General features: G+C 61.3%; 1 pseudogene. It reads left to right on the plus strand.

What is annotated here, in order from left to right:
- Positions 1 to 222 (plus strand): annotated as a pseudogene (locus tag SB772_RS44110) (type 1 glutamine amidotransferase domain-containing protein); the annotation flags it as partial.
- Positions 223 to 248: the final 26 nt, after the last annotated feature.

Here is a 248-nt window from a genome sequence, read left to right on the forward strand (position 1 = left end):
GTCACCGCCTTCACCGACGCGGAAGAGGAGCAGGCCAAAGGCTTCCTCGGCGGCGGCCATATGAAACTGTTCCCGCAGGATGGCCTGACGGCAGCCGGCGCTAACTTCTCAGAAGCCAAGCCATGGAGCGAGAACGTGATCGAAGACCGCGAAGTTATTTCCGGCCAGAACCCACAATCGGCCAAGGCAGTCGCCGTGGCCATGCTGGCGAAACTCAAGTAATACTGGGCGGCCGTTCCGGGCAAACC

Source organism: Paraburkholderia sp. SIMBA_030, from assembly GCF_046535245.1.
Classification (GTDB): domain Bacteria; phylum Pseudomonadota; class Gammaproteobacteria; order Burkholderiales; family Burkholderiaceae; genus Paraburkholderia.